This is a genomic window from Microbacterium sp. (genome assembly GCF_044340635.1).
GTDB lineage: Bacteria > Actinomycetota > Actinomycetes > Actinomycetales > Microbacteriaceae > Microbacterium.
Genome location: NZ_JBIITF010000010.1, coordinates 14,816 through 33,655 on the forward strand (window position 1 = coordinate 14,816; position 18,840 = coordinate 33,655).

Sequence of the window (18,840 nt, forward strand, 5' to 3'; positions counted from 1 at the left end):
GACTGTCATGCTCGACTTCGATCTCTCCGCCGAAATCCAGGCGCTCCGTGCCACCTTCGCCGACATCCAGGCGGTGGTGGACGTCGACGCACTCCGCAAAGAAATCGAGCGGCTGAGCGATGCCGCCGGTGCACCGGACCTCTGGGACGACCCGGATGCCGCGCAGAAGGTCACGAGCGCGCTGAGCCACCGTCAGTCCGAGCTCGCGCGGATCGACTCCGTCGAGAGCCGCTTGGACGACCTCGAGGTGCTCGTGGGGCTCGCGCTCGAGATGGACGACGAGGAATCCGCCGAGGAGGCTCGCAAGGAGCTCGCCGAGCTGACCGAGACGATCGGCCAGCTCGAGGTGCAGACGCTTCTCGACGGAGAGTACGACCAGCGCGGCGCGGTGGTCACGATCCGTTCCGGCGCGGGCGGTGACGACGCGACCGACTTCGCCGAGATGCTCATGCGCATGTACCTGCGCTGGGCCGAGCGTCACAAGTATCCCGTCAAGGTGATGGACACCTCCTACGCCGAAGGCGCGGGCATCAAGTCCGCGACGTTCGAGATCGACGCTCCCTACGCCTACGGCACACTGTCGGTCGAGGCCGGCACGCACCGTCTCGCCCGCATCAGCCCCTTCGGTTCGGCCGATAAGCGCCAGACGTCGTTCGCGGCCGTCGAGGTCATCCCCGTGATGGAGGAGGCCGTCGAGGTCGACGTTCCGGAGGGCGACATCCGCGTCGACGTCTTCCGCTCGTCGGGTCCCGGTGGTCAGTCCGTCAACACGACCGACTCGGCCGTGCGCATCACGCACCTTCCGACCGGACTCGTTGTGTCGATGCAGAACGAGAAGTCGCAGATCCAGAACCGCGCCGCCGCCATGCGGGTGCTGCAGACGCGCCTCATGCTGCTGCAGCGCGAGGAAGAAGCGGCGAAGAAGAAGGAACTCGCGGGCGTCATCACCGCGAGCTGGGGCGACCAGATGCGTTCGTACTTCCTGTACGGACAGCAGCTGGTCAAGGACCTGCGCACGGGCTATGAGGTCGGAAACCCCGCGGCCGTCTTCGATGGCGACCTGGATGGGCTGATCGCGGCGGGCATCCGCTGGCGCAAGCGTCCGATCGACGAATAATCTGGCGCATCCGTCACTCGGGTGCTGGGCCACGTCCGGCCATATCTGTCGCCGAACGGACCCAACACGCCGTTCCGACGCGCGGTGTGCGGCGTGTTGCGTCCTCTCGATGGGGTGACAGAGGCCCGTCGATGGGATGACCGAGCCGCGCGACCTCCGGAACACCTCGCGAGGGGTGTCGCTCGGGGGTCACGGCGTGACCGCGCTTAGGCTCGGATCGCCATGATCAGGTTCGAAAGCGTGACCAAGACCTACCGCGGTTCATCGAAGCCCGGCCTCGCCGGAGTCGATTTCGAGGTGAAACGCGGAGAGTTCGTCTTCCTCGTCGGCGCTTCCGGATCCGGAAAGTCGACGTGCCTGCGGCTCGTGCTGCGTGAGGACGTCCCCTCCGAAGGTCGCGTCGTCGTGCTCGGCCGCGACATCGCGACCCTGTCGAACCGCAAGGTGCCCTACTTCCGTCGCCATGTCGGCGCGGTGTTCCAGGACTTCCGGCTGCTGACGTCGAAGACCGTGTTCCAGAACGTCGCGTTCACCCTGCAGGTGACGGGTTCGTCGCGCGGATTCATCCAGCAGGCCGTGCCCGAGGCGCTCCAGCTCGTCGGCTTGGCGGGCAAGGAGAAGCGCCTGCCCCACGAGCTCTCGGGCGGTGAGCAGCAGCGCGTCGCGATCGCCCGCGCCATCGTCAACCGTCCGCAGGTGCTGCTCGCGGACGAGCCGACCGGAAACCTCGACCCCGCGACATCCATCGGCATCATGCAGCTGCTCGCACGGATCAACGCGGGCGGAACGACGGTCGTGATGGCGACGCACGAGGCCGGATTCGTCGACCAGATGCAGCGGCGCGTGATCGAGCTGTCGGCGGGCGAGATCGTCCGCGACGAGACGCACGGTGGCTACGGTGACACATCCCAGCTGCCCCGCCTCGCTCCCCAGACCACACGCGGCGCCGAGTCCATCGCCGCGCTCACCGCCGTGCTCGAACTGCAGCAGCGTGTGGCCGCGGGGGATGCCGGTCCCGCCACGGGGCCGCTCGAGGTCGCCTCGACGGCCGTCGATCTGGTGGCCGAGGCGGTGGGAGCGGATGCCGTGGGGCGGCCGGTCGCTCATGCCGAACCCACGCGTCCCGACGACGTCGCTTCGTCGGCCGCGTCGTCCGCCGCAGTGTCCGCGTCCGACGCCGCGGCAGGTGCTTCGGCAGTCGGCGCCGCTATGTCGAGGGATACAGCCTCTTCTCCGACCGGCTCCATGTCCGAGTACGACCTCGAGCCCTCCGCAGAGCCGCTCGCGCCGGCTGATCCTCCCGTGACCGAGCCCGAGGCCGTCGAGGCCGAGCCGACGCGAACGTCGCTCACGGGTCCGATCGTGATCGATCTGCCGGAACTGCCCGAGGTCGGCATCGCCGATCGACTCGGCCTGGGTGAGCGAGACGAAGATGACAGCGTGGGGTCGACGTCGTGAGGGTTCAGCTGATCCTGGGCGAGGCGCTCTCGGGTCTTCGTCGCAACGCGTCGATGGTCATCTCTGTCGTGCTGGTCACGTTCGTGTCGCTGACATTCGTCGGCGCCGCGATCCTGATGCAGATGCAGATCAGCACGATGAAGGACTTCTGGGCTGAGCGTGCCCAGGTCGCGGTCTACATGTGCACATCGATCTCGACCGGCGCGACCTGTGCCGACGGCGAAGCGACGCAGGAGCAGGTCGACGCCGTCAGCGAAGCTCTGGTATCGCCCGCGCTGCAGCCCCTGATTCGCGAGACCCGTTTCGAGAACAGGGATGAGGCATATGCCGCGACGATCGAGCAGCTGGGCCAGGAGTACGCCGACGTCATCACTCCCGATCAGGTCAACCAGACGTTCTATGTGAACCTCGTCGATCAGTCCCAGTCGGCCGTGATCGTCGAGGCGTTCAGCGGGATGCAGGGCGTCGAGCAGGTGCAAGACCAGCTGCAGTACCTCGAGCCGCTGTTCCAGGCGCTGACCGTCGCAACCTATATCGCCGTCGGCATCGCGGGGCTGATGCTCGTCGCGGCCGTGTTGTTGATCGCCACGACCATTCGCCTGTCGGCGTATGCCCGACGGCGAGAGCTCGGCATCATGCGGCTGGTGGGAGCATCCAACCGCTTCATCCAAACGCCCTTCATCCTCGAGGGCGTGCTCGCGGCGCTCCTCGGTTCGGGACTGGCCAGCGTCGCGATCTGGGCGGGCATCACGTTCGGTGTCGACGGATACCTGCGCGAGCGTGTGACATTCATCACGACCTGGGTCGGCGACGCAGGCGAACTCTGGATCGTGATCCCCGTGATCATCGCCCTCGGCGTGGTGCTTGCGGCGCTGTCGGCGGGCTTCGCCATCCGTCGCTGGCTGCGCGCGTAGGCGCTCGGGATCCTCGCCCTGATAGACTGACCGGCTGCCGCTCGGGCGGCACGGCAGTGTCGGTTGAGTAGTGCAGTGTCGGTTCAGTAACGTCAGCAGGGAACATCATGGTCAAGGAACGCGGGGAGAAGGTCGTCGCGACCAATCGTCGCGCGCGCCATGAGTACTCGATCGAGAAGACGTACGAGGCCGGGCTCGTGCTCACGGGCACCGAGGTCAAGTCGCTGCGAATGGGTCGAGCCAACCTCTCGGACGGCTACGCCTACATCGACGGGAACGAGGCCTGGCTGGATGCCGTGCACATTCCCGAGTATTCGCAGGGGCACTGGACGAACCACGCGACCAAGCGCGTTCGCAAGCTCCTGTTGCACCGCGACGAGATTGTCAAGCTCTCGCACGCCGTCTCGGCCGGCGGTTACACGCTCGTTCCGCTGAAGCTCTACTTCTCGGACGGTCGGGCCAAGGTCGAGATCGCGCTCGCGAAGGGTAAGCGCGAGTTCGACAAGCGCCAGACCCTGCGCGAGCGTCAGGACAAGCGCGAGGCCGAACGTGCCATGCGCACGAAGAATCGCCTCGGCGACTGACAGGCTTTCTGATCGCCGCCGTCGCTACCTCACGACGGGCTGTATTTCGGCCTCGGCTACCGCCCGGTCGGTGAAGGCCTCTCTGGGTACGAATGCCAGCAGCACGGCGGCGGCGAGTGCCGTCACGCCGCACACCACCCAGACGGTGACGTAGCCCGCGAACGATCCCGCGGTGCCCTCGGCGGCCGCGCCGGTCGCGTTGCTGATGAGCGCGATGCCGAAGACGCACGACGCGATCGCGCCGCCGACGGTCTTGACCGAGTTGGTCAGCCCCGTCGCGACGCCGGTCTGGGTGGGAGGGGCAGCGGATGCCGCGGCCGCGGGAAGAGCTGCGACCAACGCGCCCGAACCGAAACCGACGATGATCATGTTCGTCAGCACCTGCGCGTAGGTGTCGTGGAACGGCAGGAACATCAGGAACCCGACACCCACGAAGATCGATGCGCCCATGAGCGTGATGCGGGGCGTGATCTTGCGGGCGATGGGGGAGAACAACAGAGCGCCGACGATCATCGCGATCAGATAGACACCGATAATGAGCGAGGTCGCGAAACCGGCGGTGCCGAGCCCGTAGCCGTAGACCTCGGGGTCGGTGCGCGCGAAGGTCGAGAGCGGCGCCTGGGCTCCGAGCACACTGACACCGAAGAGCCCGGCGGTCAGGAACACGGGGCCGAGGGCGGGCGACCGGAACATCCGGACGTCGATCAGCGGGTCGTCGTGGCGCAGCTCCCACATCGCGAAGGGGATCACGAGCAGGATGCCGAGGGCGACGAGTCCCCACGACAGCACATCGCCGACGCCGTTGAGTCGCAGGAAGCTCAGTCCGCCCGTGAACGCGATGAGGGCGAACGAGATCAGCACCAGGCCGACGGTGTCGAAGTGCCCGCCGACCGGTTCGGGCGATTCCTTGACCCCGAAGAGGATGACGAAGAAGCAGATCACGACGGCGATGGCCGGGATGAGTAGCACGACGGTGAGAGGCAGCGAATCGACGAGCGCCCCACCGATGAGGGCGCCGCTGATCGCGCCCGCCTCGAGCGCCGCGACGAGCAGGCCCGCGGCGCGAGCCGTGAGAACGGCGCGACCCGGCATCGAGCGCGACCGCGACCAGATCAGGGCGATCTCGAGCGGCAGCCACACGACGTAGAACCCCTGCAGGGCCCAGGCCGCGAGGAAGATCGCGAACGAGTCGGTGAACGGGAGGACGAGGGATGCGGCGGCCGTCACAGCGGTCGACACCAGAAGCATCCGTTTATGTCCGACCATGTCGCCGAGCTTCGCGAGCGCCGGAACGACCAGCGCCGAGAGCATGAGCTGCGAACCCTCGAGCCAGTTGACGTCGGCATCGTTGATGTCGAGGTTGCGAGCGATGTCGGTGAGCATCGGGGTGTAGTACCCCTGCAGGATGCCGCTCGTGAACTCGACGAAGGCGAGGAATCCGACCACGCCGGCGAGGGCGCCCAGGGCTCCGGCACGAGGGTTCATCGGCGCTCTCTCTGTTCGGGTGCGATCACTGTAGCCGCTGCAGGAGCGTGCGATGGAACAGTTCGCCGCGCTCGAGTTCGGCGATTTCGACGCTCTCGTCGACGCCATGGATCGCGGCGCGCTGGGCCGATGACATCGCGAGAGGTGCGAAACGGTAGACGGCGGGCGCGAAGCGGTGGAAGTGGCGCGAGTCGGTGGCCGCCATCATCACGTACGGCACGGTCCGGGCCGCGGGGTGCGATGCGGCGACCGCCTCCGCTATGAGAGCGAACTGCGCATTGTCGGTCGGCGATTCGGGCGAGGGTTCGCTGCCCTCGACGACCTCGACCGTGACGAGCGGGTCGTGGATGCGCCGGCGGACGCGGCGTACGGTCGCGGCGACGGTGGAGCCGAGCGCGATGCGCACGTTGAGGGTCGCGGATGCCTGTGAGGGCAGCACGTTCGGGGCGGTTCCGCCCTCTTGCATCGTCGCGGCGATGGTCGTGCGGACGAGCGCCGCCGGCTCGCCACCGAGCGTCGCGAACACCTGTGCCGTGAGGGGCTTCGCGGTGGCGAGCACCCGCAGCAGGGTCCGCGCGGGTTGGGGTGTGCCGTCGGCGAAGAGACCGAGCATCCGGGCGATCGCGCGGGGCGTGCGAGCGGGGAACGTGCGGGGGGTGAGCCGGTTGACGGCGCGCGCGATTCGGCCGACCGCCGTGAGGGTCGGAGGTGCGGATGCGTGGCCCCCGTCGCCCCGCGCAGTCAGCCGGAGCGTCGCGATCCCTTTTTCGCCGACACCGACCATCGCGGCCGTGCCCGCGACGAACGGCAGGGGTGCGTCGACGACCGCGCCGCCCTCATCAAGCACGAGCCACGGGACCATGCCCCGGCCGTGGAGGGTTTCGGCAATGGTTTGGGCGGCGTTGCCGAAAGTCTCTTCGTTGCCACCGAGCGAGATGTAGACGTCACGCGGCGGGGTGAAGCCCGCGGCGAGGAGGTTCTCGACGGCCTCGAGTGTGACGATCAGGGGCCCCTTGTCGTCGAGCGTGCCGCGGCCGTAGACCGAGCCATCCGCAATCCGTCCCTCGAATGGTGGGAACGACCAGGGGTCGGTCGGGTCGACGGGGACGACGTCGTAGTGCGCCATGAGGACGACGGGGTTATTCGTGCCGGTGCTGCCGGGCCAGCGGAAGAGCAGACCGAAGTCGGTGATGCGCTCGAGTTCGAGATGTTGGTGGATGAAGGGGTAGAGCTCGGCGAGCAGCGTCACGAAGTCTTCAAAGGCTCGCGGACCACGGCGGTCGAGCTCGGCGCTGACGGTCTCGAGCTGAATCATGCGGCTCAGGCGTTCGGCGATTCCGGGCCGGACAGCGACGGGCTCGGACGTGGCGCTCATGGTGACACCCTAGCCACCGGCGGGTCGGGGTTCGGGTCAGCGGGCCGCGAACCGCGCTTCGACGCCGGCGGTGACCGTGATGTCCTGGGGCTGGAAGTCGAGGCTGGGCGAAGCATCCGTCGCCATGGCGCGCATCATGCGCGGGCCGGGGTCGGCTTCGGGGCGTCCGAGCAGGCCGATGTCGGCTATCTCGAGCGGGGTGACGGAGGCATGGCCGATGGCGTTCGCGTAGGCGCCCGCACGCGAGACGGCGGTCTGAACGGCGTGGGCGGCGACCTCGGCCTCGACGGTGCGGCGGGTTGCGGTTGTCAGTTGCCAGGTGACGCCGCCGACCTGCACGCCCTCGCGTTCGGCGACGGCCGACACCCACCAGGACAGCGCGGCGAAGTCGGTGAAGGTGGCGACGATCTCGACGCTCGCGTGGTGGACGAGGGGGAGTTGCTTGCCCTCGTTGTTCCAGGGACGTTCGGCCCAGACGCTCGCGCGCTGACTCGACCATTCGCTCACTTCGCCGGATGCTTGGCGTGCGGCGAGCTCTTCGCGCAGGGGTGCGGCGATGGCGGCGATGCGTTCGACGACCGGGCCGCGCTCGGGTCCGTCGCAGCGGACGCTGAGGTGGACGACCCCTTCTTCGGGGGCGATTCGGGTTTCGTGTTCGCCGCGGACGGTGATGATGACGTCGCTCATGCCTGTGACTCTAGGGGTTTGGGCTGGATGCGCGATGGACAGATTCGTTCGTTGAGCGAGGAGCGGATTCGGCGAGTCGAACGCGCGTGCGCGGGTGGGAGGTTTCGTCTCGCTTCGCTCGCTCAACGACCGAGAGCCGGAGTCATCGAGCTGTCACAGAACGCTGGATTTGATGCCCGGATGCAGCAGTTCGTGACAGTTCGGCGGGTGCTCAGCGACGCGCGGGCATGGTGGTGCCTAGAAGGGTGGTGGGTGTTCGGTGGGGGTGAAGCGGATGCGGGAGGGTGGGTCGTCGATGTAGATCTTGCCGGTGGGGCTGGTCCATTCGAGGATGCCGCCTCCGAGGTTTCGGACGTGCCAGGGGGTGGCGTGTTTGAGGGTGTGGTGTCGTCGGCAGAGGTGGTGGAGGTTGTGGGCGCAGGTGGTTCCGCCGAGTGCCCAGTCGTGGCCGTGGTCGATGTCGCAGCGGTGGACGGGTTGGCGGCATCCGGGGAATCGGCAGTGTTCGTCGCGGGCTTGGAGGAAGCGTTTGAGGTCGGCGTTCGGGGTGTAGCGGTCGACGGCGAGGATTCCGCCGGTGATGGGGTCGCTGAGGACCCGATCCCATCCTGTTGCGAGTCCCGCGAGCTGGCGGGCGGTGTCGATGTCGATCGGGGCGCGCCCGACGAGTTCGGCGGGTTCGTCGCTGAGCCCGGCGAGGGACAGCGCGGGGACGGTGACGTGCACGATCGCGCGGATGGCGCCGAGCCCCCCGAATCCGAGCGACGGGTCGGCCGTGGTGGGGTCGTCTTGCGGAGCGCTGGTGAGCAGCATGTCGGCGAAGATGTCGGCCCGGAGCTGGTCGATCGTGCGCGGGTCGGCAACCGACTCGGGGGCGCAATCGGACGTGGTCTGACCAGACGCACCGGCACCCGCGCCATCCGTCGCGGCGCCCGTGCCCACGCCCGCGCTCGTGGCCACCGCGGCGGGGCCGAAGGACGCACCCGGCTGGGCTGCGGTGCTCGCGTTGCGGACCGCGCGCGCCTGCTGCGTCAGCCTGTCGTAGATACCGTGCACGAGGGTGGCGGGTCCGACGTAGGTGAGTTCGCCCATTCCGTCGGGCCGGTCGGTGACGGCGACCGCGCGGTCGGCGCGGGCGTCGCGATGCCGTTCGGTGACGGTGCGGGGCTGGAGCCGCTCGGCGAGGGCCTCGACCGCCGGTCGAAGACGCGAGGGGGACAGGTTCTCGGCACGCGCGACCGCCTCGGTAGCAAAAGCGAGGCGGACATCGGCGTCCTGAATCGGGGTGCCCGCGTCGACGATCACGCGGGCGTGGCCCACGAAGATCCGCCCCTCTTCGAGCGCTTCGAGCACCGGGGTGAAGTCGTCCGCGAGCACGACGGCGTCGTTGATCTGCCGTTGCACCGTCCGGTCGGAGGCGCGCACCGCGAGCGCGAGCTCGGCTGCGATCGAGCGGAGGTGCATCTCGCGCTCCCGCGAATCCGACCGCAGCGCGACCGAACGGGATCCCGCGAGCTCACCCGCCCCCGCGAGCAGTCGAACCTCCGCCGCATGGACCTGTGCGGCCTGCTTGCGCAGGGCCACGATTCCCTCGACCAGACCGAGGACAGGCGCGTCGTCGAGCGCCTCTACAGCCTCGGTCCGATTCGAACTCATGTTCGATACTCTACGGACGACCTCCGACATCCGAAGCCCGAAAACCCCGCAATTCCGCCGCAGAACGAGGCATCACGATGAGAGTTCTCTCACACAGAAACGTGTCCGAAAAGTCGCGCCCAGGACGCTCGGCAGAGACTCCAGACAACCGCTACGGAGCGAACCCGGGCGGCGCGGTGATCGAAGCGAGCTCAGATTTGGTGCTCGCGTACCGTACCTGGCCGTCCACGAACAGGTACGTCGTGCCGTAACCCTCGGCGTCGACGATCGGCATCATCTGGGCGTCGTCGGCGGTGACGTAGATGCCCTCCGCCGCGTCCTCGCGGCGCCAGCCGCCCTCGAGGATCAGATCCGAGATCATCGCCTCGGCGTCGGCGACCGGCGCCCACCCGAGAAAGGTGAAGTTGTCGGTCGCGACCGTGTGATCTTCCATCCACTGGCACAGGATGCCGTCGGCCACGGGCATCCCCGCGATCAGCCAGGCCTGGTCTCGCACCTGACCGGTCCAGCCAGCAGCCTGGTACCGCGCGAGCGCATCGGGGGACATCGTGTTGTCGCAGGTCAACTCGATCGACGGCGCGGCGGGCGCGGCGTCGGAACCGGCTGAGGTAGACGGGGACGCAGCCCCGGCACCGGGCTCGGTGCTCGCGCTCGATGCACCGGGGTTTGACCCAGACGTGCTCGAGTCCGACGAGTCCGCGGACGTGCAGCCCGCCAGCGCGATAGCGGAGGCGATGCCCGCGCCGAGCAAGAGAGTCTGGACGGTACGTCGATTCATGGCTCATCCCCATTCGCCTGGGCGCGAGAGCGCCTCATCCCCCCGCGCCGCGGGCTCCCCGGCCCCAACGCGTCGCTTCCGACAATAGGACAGCCGCCCCACACCCCGCACCTGCCCCCGCAACACGAGACGAAAAAGAAACCTCGACCACCTGCATCCGTCACGCACCTTCGCCCGGAACAACTCTCTAGACGGCGCGAAGAGCTCGCGCCCGTGAAGGAGGACAACGTGCGCAAGACAATCGCTGCCGGCATTGCTGTCGGTGTCGTCGCCGCCGTGGGATTCATCACCCCCGCGAGCGCGATCTCGTCAACCACCGCCGATCTTTCGGTGCTCCATGCCGTGCCTGACACCCCGGTCGACGTCTACGTCAACGGCGACCTGACGCTCGACGACTTCCAGCCCGGCGACCTCGCCGGCCCGCTCGACCTGCCCGCGGGGGACTACGTCGTCGCCATCACGGCACCGGATGCCGCGGACGACAGTGCCCCGGTCATCGGCCCCATCACCCTGACCCTCGCGGCGAACACGAGCTACACCGCCGTGGCGCACCTGGACGAGGCCGGCGCACCTACGGCCACGCTGTTCACCAACGACATCAGCACCACCGCCGCAGGCGAGGGTCGACTGACCGTGCGCCACGTCGCCGCGGCCCCGGCGGTCGACATCCTGGCCGGCGGCACCCCCGTCGTCGAAGACCTCACCAATCCGAACGAGGCGACGCTGAACCTGGCCGCCGGTGTGGTCCCCGCCTCCGTGGCGCTGGCCGGCACGACCGACCCCGTGATCGGGCCCGCCGATGTCGACGTGCAGGAAGGCGTTCTGACGATCGTCTACGCCTGGGGTAGCGCGACCGATGAGAACCTCGCCCTCGCTGTGCAGACCATCACCGGCCTGCACTCCTCGCCCGACAGCGTCAACTCGGGCTCGGCCGGTCTTGTCGCAGAGAACGGCCCGGCGCCGCTCGTGTGGGGCATCGGCATCATCCTTGCGCTCGGTGCGGCAGTCGCGGCCGCCCTGGGCTTCCGGTCAGTCCGCTCGCGCGGCTGACATCCGATCGGGCGAGCAACAGGAGAACATCACGATGAACAGAGTCCCCCCACTCATCGTCGCGGTGTTGTTGCTCGCCCTGACGGGATGTTCGCTCGCCCCCGCCAGGCTCCCGGACGCGGGGGCGAGCGACGTCCCAACCCCCACTCCCATCCCGTCGCCGACCGCCGTGGTCGACGTGCCGCGAACCTCGAGTGCAGTGCCGCCGGTCGTCGATCCCATCGCCCCCGTTCGGGTGCAGGTGCCTTCGGTGTCGATCGACATGTCGATCAGGCCCGTCGGAATCGAGGACGGCGGTTTCATGGAGCTGCCGCCCGAGCCGAGCGTCGCCGGCTGGTACCGCTACGGCGCGTACCCCGCTGAAGGCGCCGGAAACACCGTGCTCGCGGCCCACGTCGATTCGCGCGTCTACGGCATCGGTCCGCTGTCGAACCTGCGGAATCTCGCGGCTGGCACCGAGGTGCAGGTCGAGAGTGAGGACGGCGGGATGACGCGCTACGCCATCGAGAGCGTCACCTACTACCCGCGGTCGCAGTTGCCGACCGAGCAGCTTTTCGTCCGAGACGGCGCCCCCGCTCTCGTGCTGATCACGTGTGGCGGCAGCTTCGACCCCGAAAGGCGGTCGTACAGCGATAACGTGGTCGCCATCGCCCGGCCGATCGCATGACCGGGGGAACGACCCGCGGCGGGGCGCGTCACATCCGAAAGGTCAACGGCATGGATGCCGATCCTGAGCAGTCTCTCGACGCGAGATTTCGCGCGGGCGATGAGCGCTCGCTCGAAGAGGTGTATCGGCGCTGGTCGCCGGTCGTCTACACACTCGCCCTGCGATCGCTCGCGGACACCTCGGACGCCGAGGACGTAACACAGAAGACCTTCGTCGCCGCCTGGACCGGACGTGAATCGTACGATCCCGCCAAAGCCGCGCTCGCAACGTGGATCATCACGATCGCGAAGCGTCGCATCGCCGACACACACGAGGCTCGCGCCCGGGTCAGGCGTTTGCAGGAGCAGCTGGAGCGCGTGACACATCCGGACGAGCTGGTGGCCGCGCCATCCGTGGACCTGGCCGAAACGCTGCTCGTGGCGCAGGAGATCGAACGGTTGGAACCGTATGCTCGGGCCGTCGTGCGACTCGCGTTCTTCGACGACCTGACCCACCAACAGATCTCAGCCAGACTCGATATGCCCGTAGGTACCGTGAAAAGCCACATCCGCCGAAGTCTGACCCGAATGCGCACCAGATTGGAGGCCGTCGATGTCGCACCGTGACCCGAACAGTGAGTCGCACCTCGACCCGGAACAGCTCGCGCTGTTGGCGATGGGCGAGCCGGTCGCGTCGGCCGACGACGATCTGCACATCGCGGCGTGCGTCGACTGCCAACGTGAGCTCGGTGAGCTGCGCCACGCGGCCCTCGTTGGGCGGTCGGCCATCGACGCCGGCGAGATGCTGACCCCGCCCGAGCGTGTGTGGGACGCGATCCGCGACGAGGTCGGTATGCCGGTGTCGGATGCCGCGCCCGAGACTTCGGATTTGTCCACCGGCGGGCACACCGTCGCGCGCCACGCGGGCAGGCGACGCCGCCCGGGACTTGCCACCGCGTGGGTGCTGGCGGCATCGCTGGTCGTCGTCGCGGGCGTGGCCGTCGGCGGCTGGGCGGTCGGGCAGCGCACCGCCGTGGTCGAGGTGGCTGCGGCATCCCTCGACGCATTCCCCGACCACCCCGGAGCCGTGGGTGCCGCCGTGCTGGAAGAGACGCCCGACGGCACGCGGATGGTCCGGGTCGAACTCGAGGCCGATGAGATGCCGGATTCGTACCGTGAGGTGTGGCTGATCACGAAGGATGCGTCGGCGCTCGTGAGCCTCGGCGTGCTCGACGGCACCGAGGGCACCTTCACGGTGCCGGCCGAGATCGACGTGTCGCAGTACGTGTTGGTCGATGTGTCGAACGAGCCCGACGACGGTCAGCCCGGGCACTCGGGCGATTCGATCGTGCGCGGCGAGTTGGGCTTCTTGTAAGGGTGGCCAGCGGCCCTTCGGGCCTGTAAACTGAGATGCTCGGGTGTTGGTAACACACATCCCGAGCGTGGTAACTCAACAGCGTGCGACAACGGCCCCTTCGCAAGAAGGACCATGGGGATGATCGGTTTCGACATCGCCTGCGAACCTGCGAGAAGCGGGCCGAGGATGCAGGGTTATCTCGTAAACGATCTCTGCAAAACAATAAGTGCCGAAACCAAGCGCACTGACTTCGCCCTCGCTGCGTAAGCGAGCCCGATAGTCCGTCAGACCGTGTGTGATCCCGACACGGACCCTGGCGTCATTTAGGGATCTTGCTGTGTGACGGCGCCTGAACGTCACGCGGGACTTTTCTCAGGCTGGGCTCGTCGACCTAGATGCTTGTGGCAAAGGTCGGAGCCGAGCAGAACGTCAGCACAAGCTACGTCCGTAGAAGGCGCAGAATCACAGCGATGGACGGGGGTTCGATTCCCCCCATCTCCACATCGGTCGTTGTCGCACGTTGGGGGGCCCGGCTCCCGCGCGCTCTATGCTCGCGGGGGCCGGGCTCTTTTTTTCTTTACGGATGCCTCGGCCTCCGGTCGCTGAGCCTGTCGAAGCGACCCGCTGTACCTTTGCGGCCGCTGAGCCTGTCGAAGCGACCAGCCCGACCCGCGCAGCCCTCTTGGAGACCCCCATGCCCGACCCTCGCCGCAACCTGATCTCCACCGGTACCCTCTCGCTCGCCCCCGCCGACGCGCCCGAGAAGTGGGCTGTGCGCACCTCGGACGACTCCCCGGCCGTCGAGGCGCACTGGGGCGACTGGGTGCGCCTCGCCAAGCGCATCCTCGACGCCGACGCCCTGTCTCGCGAGCTCGAGGGCCGCGGAGATGCCTGGGATCTGGGTCACGCTGCGGGAGCAACGGATGCCTCGGGCAGTGACACCCCGAATCCGTTCCGCTGAGACGACGCTCAACGACCGGGGCATACGCGGAGGCGCCCGGGCGTTGGGCGGGGAGGGTGTGGCGGGCGAGGAGCCCCGACCTACTAGTCGCACACACCCGGCCGTCAGATCCAAAGGAGCACCACCTTGCGCACACTCATCCACTCGACATTCGGCGAAGCCAGCGACGTCCTCGAGGTCGCCGAACGGCTGATCCCCGAGCCCAGCGCGGGTGAGGTGCGGGTGCGCACGGTGCTGTCGCCGATCCACAACCACGACCTGTGGACGATCCGTGGCACCTATGGCTTCAAGCCCGATCTGCCGGCTCTGGCGGGAACCGAGGCGCTCGGCGTCGTCGACGCGGTCGGCGAGGGCGTCGATCAGCTGCACATCGGGCAGCGCGTCGCCACGGGCGGCACGTTCGGCGTGTGGAGCGAGTACTTCGTGGCCAAGGCATCCGGGCTCGTACCCGTTCCGGACTCGGTCGACGACGAGACCGCAGCGCAGATGATCTCGATGCCGTTCAGCGCGCTCAGTCTGCTCGAGTACCTCGACGTGCAGCCGGGCGAGTGGATCGTGCAGAACACCGCGAATGGAGCAGTCGGCAAGCTCATCGTGCAGTTCGCCGCGGCGCGCGGCGTGAACGTTCTCGGTCTGGTGCGCCGCGACGCGGGCGTCGATGAGCTCGGAGCCCTCGGCATCCGGGACGTCGTCTCGACGGAGAGCCCCGACTGGCGCGAGCGCGCCGCGGAGATCCTGGGCGACGCGGCCCCGCGAGCGGCCGTGGACTCGGTCGGTGGGTCGGCCGCTGGGGACCTCCTCTCGCTGCTCGGAGAGGGGGGCACGCTGGTGTCGTTCGGGGCGATGGGGTCCGACAAGCTCGAGCTGTCTTCGGGGGACCTGATCTTCAAGCAGGCGACGGTGAAGGGCTTCTGGGGCAGCAAGGTGAGCCAGTGGATGGATGCCGACAAGCGCGCCGCCCTCTTCGGTGAGCTGGTCGAGCGCATCGGATCCGGCGAGGTTGCGATGCCCGCGGGTGAGGTGTTCGAGTTCACGGATGCTCGGGCCGCTGCATCCGCGAGCGACCAGCCCGGGCGCACAGGCAAGATCCTCCTGCGCTTCTGACCGGGAGGTCGGCTCCCCCGGTCGGACCTCGGGACCTCGGGACCGGGGTATCGGTGGGTGACGTCGAACTCGGGGGAGCGCGAAAGTACCTCTGCGCATAGGTTGGGTTGTACGGCGTGCACGCGGCAGGCCCGAAGAAGGAGACCCACCCACATGGATCCGTTCCTGCTCATCGCGCTCGCCGTCGGCGGCGGAATCGTCTTCGTCGTCCTCATCATCATGCTGATCCTGTTCCGCCTCTGGTACCAGGTGCCCCGGGCCGACGAGGCCATCGTCATCGTCGGTAAGAAGGCCCGCGACAGCACCGAGGGCGAAGCCAACAAGATGACCGTGATCAGCGGTCGCGGCGCTCTCGTCAATAAGCTCACGCAGCGCTCCGACAAGGTCTCGCTCCGCTCGCGCCAGATCAAGTTCGAGCCGACGGCGCAGACGATCAACGGTGTGACGATCGACCTGACCGGCGTCGCGCTCGTCAAGATCGGGTCGACCCCCGACCAGGTACGCCGCGCGGCCGAGCGTTTCGCGTCGCAGGACGAGGCGATCGTCATCTTCACGACCGAGCAGCTCGAGGGTGCGCTGCGTGGCGTCGTCGCGAAGCTCACGGTCGAGCAGGTCATGCAGGACCGCCAGAAGCTCAGCGACGAGATCGCCGAGGGGATCTCTGGCGACCTGCTCGCGCAGGGACTCGTGCTCGACTCGTTCGCGATCCAGGGGATCACCGACAAGAACAACTACATCTCGGCGCTCGGAGCGGTCGAGGTGCAGCGCGTGCGCCGCCAGGCAGACGTCGCCGAGATCGATGCGCAGCGCGAGGTCAAGAAGCGTCAGCTCGCCGCCGACGAGGCGAACCTGATCGAGCAGACCGCGCTCGACAAGAACAAGGCCGCCGCGCTGTCGGAGGTCGGCCGTGCGAACGCGCTCGCAGAGCAGTCCGAGAACCTGGCGCGCGCCGAGGCGGAGCAGGGCGTGCTCCTGCAGGAAGCCAACAACACGCAGGCTCGACTCGACGCCGAGGTCAAGAAGGTCGCCGACGCCGACAAGTACAAGCAGCAGACGGATGCCGAAGCCCAGGCGTACCAGCAGCAGACCGCGGCCGACGCCGAGGCGTACAAGCGCCAGAAGAACGCCGAGGCCGAGCGCAAGGTCGCTCAGGAGCGGGCGGATGCCGAGGCATACGCCGTCAACGCGCAGGCCCAGGCTCGCGAGGCCGCAGCATCCGCCGAAGCCGCCGCGGTTCGCGTGCAGGCCGAGGCCGACGCCCTCGCCGTGCGGGTGCAGGCCGAAGCCGAGTCCGAGTCCATTCGCCTACGCGGTACCGCGACCGCCGAGGCGATCGCGGCCGAGGCCGAGGCGCTCCGTGAGAACCAGGACGCGATCCTCGCGAAGGAGATCATCGGGCAGCTGCCGCAGCTCATGGCCGAGTTCGCCAAGGGTTACCAGAAGATCGGCAACATCACGCTGATCGGCGGCGACACCGCGGGGACTCACATGGCACGCGAGCAGTCGACGAGCCTGTCGGCGACGTTCGAGAGCGTCAAGGCCGCGACCGGTCTCGACCTCAGCGCGATCATCCAGGGGCAGGCCCTCGGGCGCGGGATCGCGGAGGGTTCGGCGAAGCCTGTCACCCCGGCCGCGACCTCCTCGGCGGGGTCGGACGCCGCCGGCGACTGAACGGCCGGAACCGACCCGCTCGATCCCGCTCGGACGGAGGCCCGTGGACGACATCCAGATGGCCCGGATCGGGGCTGGAAGTGTCACGCTCCACGATGCGCGACGCAAGGCGCGCCGGACCGTGGAACTCGAGCCCTTCGAGATCGGGGTGTACCCCGTGACCGAGGAGCAGCTGGCCGAGATCCTGGGTGAGACATCGGTGCACCCGCGGCGCCCGGCCGTTGAGGTGAGCTGGCTGCGAGCCATCCGGTTCTGCAACGCGGTGTCGGAGTGGGAGGGGCTCGATCCGGCCTACTCGTTCGAGGGCCAGGACGTGACCTGGCACATCGACTCGGATGGGTACCGGCTGCCGACCGAGGCCGAATGGGAGTACGCGTGCCGGGCAGGGTCCACCGGAGCGCACTACGGACCGCTCGCCGAGGTCGCGTGGACGAGCGGCGATGGGACGACCACCCCGCAGAACGTGGGTGGCAAGCTGCCCAACCTGAACGGGCTCTTCGACACGCTCGGCAACGTCTGGGAGTGGTGCTGGGACCTGCTCGATCCCGCGCGTTACGGCGACTACCGCGTGTTCCGGGGCGGCGGGTACGCGGACGACGCGTGGAGCGTACGCGCCTCGACCCGGCGCGGCGGGCCCCCGCGTGCGACGCACGAGGACGTCGGGTTCCGCCTCGCCCGCGGGGGCTTCGACGCCACGGATGCGGCGCAGGGCTGGTCGGCGGTAGCCGATCGGGAGCGCGGCGACGTCGACGGGCCGCTGCCGTCCGGCTGGACTCCGCTCGGGCGGTGAATTCCGCCCCGAGCCCCGGCTCGTCCCGGCTCGTCTTCAGCACGCGGCCGGCGGACATCTGAAAGGAACGAAGGGCCTGCGGGACGGCATGTGGCTGGAAATGGGCTCGAGAACCTCGTCGTTCCTTCCGGATGTACGCGTCGGGCCCGGTCGGCGCATGTCGCAACGGGCGACGTAAGCGGACATAGCGTGGAGATATGGAGAGCAACTCATGAACGACGGGGAGCTCGGGTCGGCGGTCGCGCTCGCGGTGGTCGGCATCGTGATGGTGCTCGCGGGAGCGCTGATGGTGTGGCTCGCGCGCAGGAGCAGGCTGGGGCGGCTCCCACGCAATCAGATCGCCGGGGTGCGCACTCGGCTCACGCTGTCGTCGGATGAGGCGTGGTCCCCGGCCCAGCGAGCGGCGGCCCGCGGCACCACCGTCGGTGGGTGGGGTGCCATCGTCGCCGGTGCTCTCGTGGCCACCCTCGGCTTCTGGCGGCTGGGCACCGATGCCACGTTCGTCGCCACCGCGATCCTGACGCTGGGCGGCGCAGCGTGGATGATCGGATGGGCGCTCGCCGGAGCATCCGCCGCTCAGCGCGCCGCCCGAGCCGCCCTCGACACTTCCTGAGGAGGCCCCGGCCGCGGCACGGGGGACCAATGGCCCTACTCGCGGTTTCTGGACGGCCTCTAGCCTGATCGCAGGTCGCCTGACGGGGGGCCGAAGGAGGATGTCATGTCCGAGAGCCGCAGATATGTCGAGCGCGCAGGGCCGTGGGGGTTCATCTTCCTGCTGGCCTACATCGGCGCAGCCATCTACTTCATCTCGATCTCGAACGGCAGCTTCTGGGGCGTCGTACTCGGGCTCCTCCAGGCCGCGGTCTGGCCCGTCTACGTCGTCTATCAGGTGCTCGCGCTGATCGGCGCTTGACCGAGCACCCGGCGCCCCGCGCGCCATGCTTGCTCCGGTTCGCGCGTGTCCCCCGAATGGGCTACAGTGTCCTCCGAACGGTGGACGAGGCATCTGAGTGCCTGTCCGCCAATCGGGGGACACCCCGAAAAACCGCGTGATTCCGGCATGATTCCGCCATTTAACAGCCGCGTGAACCCTTGCTGAGAGCCCTCGATCCGGCGCCCCATTTCTGAGCGCGCGGTTAGCGCTCGTGGTCTGGGCATTGTCGTCCGACTGCGGCGAAACGCGCTGAGCGGGCCCTCGTTTCGTGTCG

General features: G+C 68.4%; 19 protein-coding genes and 1 other RNA gene. 15 read left to right on the top strand and 5 right to left on the bottom strand.

Going from position 1 to position 18,840, the window contains the following annotated elements; all coding sequences use genetic code 11:
* Positions 1-7: 7 nt before the first annotated feature.
* The 4 genes from prfB (at position 8) to smpB (ending at position 4,073) form a co-directional block, all read left to right on the top strand.
* Complete coding sequence (gene prfB / locus ACIQ0W_RS10035) at positions 8-1,117, top strand: peptide chain release factor 2 (RefSeq protein WP_396642669.1); 1,110 nt, start codon at positions 8-10, stop codon at positions 1,115-1,117.
* Between the two features lie 222 nt (positions 1,118-1,339).
* Complete coding sequence (gene ftsE, locus ACIQ0W_RS10040) at positions 1,340-2,575, top strand: cell division ATP-binding protein FtsE (protein ID WP_396642670.1); 1,236 nt, start codon at positions 1,340-1,342, stop codon at positions 2,573-2,575.
* Positions 2,572-3,489, top strand: a complete 918-nt coding sequence (ftsX, locus tag ACIQ0W_RS10045) for a permease-like cell division protein FtsX (RefSeq protein WP_396642671.1) — start codon at positions 2,572-2,574, stop codon at positions 3,487-3,489. The genes ftsE and ftsX overlap by 4 nt, the downstream gene beginning before the upstream one ends.
* Positions 3,490-3,596: 107 nt before the next feature.
* Positions 3,597-4,073 (top strand): SsrA-binding protein SmpB, encoded by a 477-nt coding sequence (gene smpB / locus ACIQ0W_RS10050; RefSeq protein WP_396642672.1) that lies wholly within the window; start codon positions 3,597-3,599, stop codon positions 4,071-4,073.
* 24 nt (positions 4,074-4,097) lie between these two features.
* Here smpB and ACIQ0W_RS10055 read toward each other — a convergent pair whose 3' ends face one another.
* The 5 genes from ACIQ0W_RS10055 to ACIQ0W_RS10075 all read right to left on the bottom strand — a co-directional run bounded on the left by ACIQ0W_RS10055 (position 4,098) and on the right by ACIQ0W_RS10075 (position 10,054).
* Positions 4,098-5,558, bottom strand: a complete 1,461-nt coding sequence (locus ACIQ0W_RS10055; RefSeq protein WP_396642673.1) for an MFS transporter — start codon at positions 5,556-5,558, stop codon at positions 4,098-4,100.
* Positions 5,559-5,583: 25 nt separating this feature from the next.
* Positions 5,584-6,933, bottom strand: coding sequence for a M20/M25/M40 family metallo-hydrolase (locus ACIQ0W_RS10060; RefSeq protein WP_396642674.1), 1,350 nt, complete (start codon positions 6,931-6,933; stop codon positions 5,584-5,586).
* A gap of 36 nt (positions 6,934-6,969) precedes the next feature.
* Positions 6,970-7,620, bottom strand: coding sequence for an SIMPL domain-containing protein (locus ACIQ0W_RS10065; protein ID WP_396642676.1), 651 nt, complete (start codon positions 7,618-7,620; stop codon positions 6,970-6,972).
* A 237-nt stretch (positions 7,621-7,857) separates the two neighbouring features.
* Positions 7,858-9,276: a DUF222 domain-containing protein gene (locus ACIQ0W_RS10070; RefSeq protein WP_396642677.1), complete on the bottom strand. Its 1,419-nt coding sequence runs from the start codon at positions 9,274-9,276 to the stop codon at positions 7,858-7,860.
* A 151-nt stretch (positions 9,277-9,427) separates the two neighbouring features.
* Complete coding sequence (locus tag ACIQ0W_RS10075) at positions 9,428-10,054, bottom strand: hypothetical protein (RefSeq protein WP_396642678.1); 627 nt, start codon at positions 10,052-10,054, stop codon at positions 9,428-9,430.
* 228 nt (positions 10,055-10,282) lie between these two features.
* Here ACIQ0W_RS10075 and ACIQ0W_RS10080 point away from each other — a divergent pair, with 228 nt between their 5' ends.
* From ACIQ0W_RS10080 to ACIQ0W_RS10130, 11 genes are all read left to right on the top strand, one after another.
* Positions 10,283-11,104 (top strand): DUF4397 domain-containing protein, encoded by an 822-nt coding sequence (locus tag ACIQ0W_RS10080; RefSeq protein WP_396642679.1) that lies wholly within the window; start codon positions 10,283-10,285, stop codon positions 11,102-11,104.
* Between the two features lie 34 nt (positions 11,105-11,138).
* Positions 11,139-11,771 (top strand): class F sortase, encoded by a 633-nt coding sequence (locus ACIQ0W_RS10085; RefSeq protein ID WP_396642680.1) that lies wholly within the window; start codon positions 11,139-11,141, stop codon positions 11,769-11,771.
* Positions 11,768-12,376, top strand: a complete 609-nt coding sequence (locus ACIQ0W_RS10090) for an RNA polymerase sigma factor (RefSeq protein WP_396642681.1) — start codon at positions 11,768-11,770, stop codon at positions 12,374-12,376. Before ACIQ0W_RS10085 ends, ACIQ0W_RS10090 begins: the two co-directional genes overlap by 4 nt.
* Positions 12,363-13,124: an anti-sigma factor gene (locus ACIQ0W_RS10095; protein ID WP_396642682.1), complete on the top strand. Its 762-nt coding sequence runs from the start codon at positions 12,363-12,365 to the stop codon at positions 13,122-13,124. Before ACIQ0W_RS10090 ends, ACIQ0W_RS10095 begins: the two co-directional genes overlap by 14 nt.
* 116 nt (positions 13,125-13,240) lie before the next feature.
* Positions 13,241-13,610, top strand: a transfer-messenger RNA (tmRNA) gene (gene ssrA, locus ACIQ0W_RS10100).
* A 190-nt stretch (positions 13,611-13,800) separates the two neighbouring features.
* Positions 13,801-14,067, top strand: a complete 267-nt coding sequence (locus ACIQ0W_RS10105) for a hypothetical protein (protein WP_396642684.1) — start codon at positions 13,801-13,803, stop codon at positions 14,065-14,067.
* Positions 14,068-14,193: 126 nt separating this feature from the next.
* Positions 14,194-15,171 carry a zinc-binding dehydrogenase gene (locus tag ACIQ0W_RS10110; RefSeq protein WP_396642685.1) on the top strand — a complete coding sequence of 326 codons (978 nt, stop codon included), beginning with the start codon at positions 14,194-14,196 and terminating at the stop codon, positions 15,169-15,171.
* A 153-nt stretch (positions 15,172-15,324) separates the two neighbouring features.
* Positions 15,325-16,842, top strand: a complete 1,518-nt coding sequence (locus ACIQ0W_RS10115) for an SPFH domain-containing protein (protein WP_396642686.1) — start codon at positions 15,325-15,327, stop codon at positions 16,840-16,842.
* 58 nt (positions 16,843-16,900) lie between these two features.
* Entirely contained in the window at positions 16,901-17,632 is a 732-nt protein-coding gene (locus tag ACIQ0W_RS10120) for a formylglycine-generating enzyme family protein (RefSeq protein ID WP_396642742.1), read from the top strand.
* 211 nt (positions 17,633-17,843) lie between these two features.
* A complete protein-coding gene (locus ACIQ0W_RS10125; RefSeq protein ID WP_396642687.1) occupies positions 17,844-18,245 on the top strand; it encodes an SdpI family protein in 402 nt (133 codons plus the stop codon).
* Positions 18,246-18,350: 105 nt separating this feature from the next.
* The gene (locus ACIQ0W_RS10130) at positions 18,351-18,545 is read left to right on the top strand and encodes a hypothetical protein (protein ID WP_396642688.1); all 195 of its coding nucleotides are present in this window, start codon (positions 18,351-18,353) and stop codon (positions 18,543-18,545) included.
* The last annotated feature ends 295 nt before the right edge of the window (positions 18,546-18,840 follow it).